Consider the following 3,274-nt stretch of genomic DNA (forward strand, 5'->3'; position numbering starts at 1 on the left):
ATCTTTCTACCAAAGGCAATATCAGTTTACTGGAAAATAAAATCACGGGCGATGTACTAACAAAAAGAATAGCGCTGCCGACTTCGGCCAAACTGATTTCAGAACATTTTGGATTTATTAATCCGCCCATCATTATTTCAAATGCCTGTATCTCGGGCGTTTTAGCGATCATCACCGGTATGCGGCTGCTCCGGGCCGGGAAATTTGAAAACGCAGTGATCGCAGGTGCAGATGTGATCTCCAAATTTATTTGCTCTGGTTTTCAGTCATTCCAGGCGCTAAGCCCGCAAAGATGTAAACCATTTGACCGATTGCGGGATGGTTTGAATTTGGGGGAAGGTGCTGCGACCATTATCCTATCCACCCATAAAAAATCCACCCAAAATATAAAGGTCAAAGGCGGCGCGGTAAGGAATGACGCCAACCATATCTCCGGCCCTTCACGCACTGGCGCGGAACTCGCAGGTGCAATTGAAAAAGCGATGCAGGAGGCTGCGATCAGCGCCCCTGACATTGATTTTGTTTCGGCACACGGTACAGCCACGGTGTATAACGATGAAATGGAAGCGAATGCCTTTGCTTTGGCTGGACTGCAATTTACACCGGTAAATAGTTTAAAAGCTTATTACGGACATACCTTAGGCGCTGCGGGACTGATTGAGTCGGTCGTCTCTATTCAGTCGTTGAAGGATAATTTGCTGTTGCCGACCTTAGGGTTTAACCAAATTGGCGTGACTCAGCCTATCAATATTTTCAAAGAGTTGTTACATGGCGATTTTAAAAATTGCCTTAAAACCGCATCCGGTTTTGGCGGTTGTAATGGAGCGGTGTTATTTGGCAAATATTAAATGACGTTAGTTTAAGATGAAATATTGCACTTTGGAAAATTATATAACTGCGAGTTGCACCTTAATGAATGGGATAGTTGGTAAGGACGGAGCATCATTATTTGAAAATAAGGATGCCGATACTGAAGGTTTTTTGCTTTCTGTTTACCGGCATTTTCAGTTCAATTACCCGAAGTTTCATAAAATGGATCATTTATGCAAGCTGGGCTGGTTGGCGGCTGAAATATTGCTGAAAGATAGTTTTACAAAAGACGATTACCGGCCGGAAGAAACGGGGATCATTTTAGCGAATGCCAACAGCAGCCTCGATAATGATTTGAAATATTTTGAAACCCTAAAGGAGTTCGCCAGCCCATCGTTATTTGTTTACACACTGCCCAATATTGTCATCGGTGAGATTTGTATCCGTCATCATTTCAAAGGAGAACAGGTCTTTTTTGTGGCTGAACATTTCGATCCAGTATTTGTTGATCAATATATCAGTACGTTGATGAATAAGCAATTGATCCGGGCATGTATTTGCGGTTGGGTTGATGTTTTGGGGGGGGATTATAAAACAGTGCTGTTTTTAGTGGAGCAACATCAACAAAAACAACCGGTTTTATTTTCAGCGAAAAATATGGCTGATGTTTTCGGAAAATTGAATTATCTAAAATATTAAATATGGATTCTTCTGTGTATGTGGCCGGTATAGGGGTGATTTCAGCCATTGGTAACCATGTAGCCGAACACCTGGGGGCATTTGAACAGGAAGAAGCTGGAATGGGCGATATTACGTTATTGGAAAGTATCCATCAAAAAAAACTCCCGGTAGCCGAAGTAAAACTGGATAATTTACAGCTTGCGGCGTTAACCGGATTGCCTGCGGATAGCAGCCGGACCGCGTTATTAAGCCTGGCTGCGGCCCGCGAGGCTTTAACCGATGCTGATATACCTCATTTGGAAGTCCTCCGCACCGGTTTTGTTTCAGCAAATACAGTAGGTGGTATGGACAGAAGCGAGCTTTTCTTTATTGATTTTTTGGAAAACAACGCCAGGGGGAAATTGAAAAATGTTTACGACCATGAATGCGGCAGCATGACTGAACTAGTTGCAGACCAGCTTGGCATCACAGATTTAATGACTACTATCAGCACCGCTTGTTCTTCCTCAGCAAATGCTATTTGTTACGCGGCGCGGTTGATAAAAAACGATGTGCTGGATGTTGTTATTGCTGGTGGCGCCGACGCCTTAACCAAGTTTACCCTTAACGGTTTTAATACCCTGATGATCCTTGATCCTGCGTTTTGTAAGCCATTTGATGAAAATCGTGCAGGGCTAAACCTGGGCGAAGGCGCCGGGTACCTGGTACTGGTTTCTGGCAAGGTTGCAAAATTATTAAAGAAATCATTGTATGGCAAACTTAGCGGGTATAACAATAGCAACGATGCATATCATCAAACGGCTTCCTCGCCAGACGGCATGGGTTCATATCTGGCCATGAACGGGGCTCTTGAAAAAAGTGGTTTGATGCCCGGCGATATAGCTTATATCAACCTGCATGGTACCGGTACGCCGAACAACGATAGCGCAGAAGGCGCCGCCATTAAACGCCTGTTTGACCCAAACTACCCTCCAATGAGTTCCACTAAATCATTTACGGGGCATACCCTGGGTGCAAGCGGCGGGATAGAAGCGGTATTTTCGGTGCTCGCGATTAAACATGGCCTGATTTATCCAAGCCTGCGTTTTCAAACCCCCATGAATAGTTTGCAGCTGGAGCCTGCAAAAAAGTTTTTGAAAGGCCAAACGATTAACCATGTGATGTCCAATTCCTTTGGTTTCGGAGGAAATTGTACATCTCTTATATTTTCAGTAATTTAAAATGAGCGTATTTATCCGGTCGGCTGCTTGTATATCGCCCCAAAATACTTTTGATAACGAAAGTTTTTTAACTGAGGCTGTTGAATATTATGGTACCCGGCTTAAAGTGCTGGCGCCTGACTATAAAGCATTTGTTGATCCTAAATCGCTCAGAAGAATGAGCCATGTTATTAAAATGGGCGTTGCGGCAGCCATGGATTGCCTGAAAAATGGCGGGGTTGACATGCCGGGCGCGATCATTACCGGTACGGCTTATGGCTGCCTCGAAGATACTGTGACATTTTTGAGCCGGATTATTGAGCAGGAGGAAGAAATGCTTCCGCCAACAGCCTTTATCCAGTCGACCCATAATACAGTGGGCGCCCAGATTGCCCTCTTACTCAAATGCCATGGCTATAACAATACTTTCGTGCACAAAGGTATTTCATTTGAAAGTGCCCTGCTGGATGCCATGATGCTTTTAAAGGAAAACGAAGCGGATAATATCCTGGTTGGCGGAACGGATGAGATGACCGATACCAGCTTTGCCATATTGAGCCGACTGGGCCTTTATAAACGCTTGC

Annotated in this window: 4 protein-coding genes; all 4 read left to right on the plus strand. The window is 44.4% G+C overall.

All coding sequences use genetic code 11. From position 1 onward, the window contains the following. A partial coding sequence (locus QZY09_RS10790; RefSeq protein WP_295672251.1) for a beta-ketoacyl synthase N-terminal-like domain-containing protein occupies positions 1-848 on the plus strand: 848 nt, incomplete at its 5' end. Between the two features lie 64 nt (positions 849-912). Next, positions 913-1,509, plus strand: a complete 597-nt coding sequence (locus tag QZY09_RS10795; protein ID WP_295672253.1) for a hypothetical protein — start codon at positions 913-915, stop codon at positions 1,507-1,509. A 2-nt stretch (positions 1,510-1,511) separates the two neighbouring features. Continuing rightward, positions 1,512-2,711 (plus strand): beta-ketoacyl-[acyl-carrier-protein] synthase family protein, encoded by a 1,200-nt coding sequence (locus tag QZY09_RS10800; RefSeq protein WP_295672255.1) that lies wholly within the window; start codon positions 1,512-1,514, stop codon positions 2,709-2,711. A 1-nt stretch (position 2,712) separates the two neighbouring features. Next, positions 2,713-3,274 (plus strand): beta-ketoacyl synthase chain length factor (locus QZY09_RS10805; protein WP_295672257.1); only part of this gene is annotated, 562 nt, incomplete at its 3' end.

The organism is uncultured Mucilaginibacter sp., assembly GCF_903913935.1.
Lineage (GTDB): Bacteria > Bacteroidota > Bacteroidia > Sphingobacteriales > Sphingobacteriaceae > Mucilaginibacter.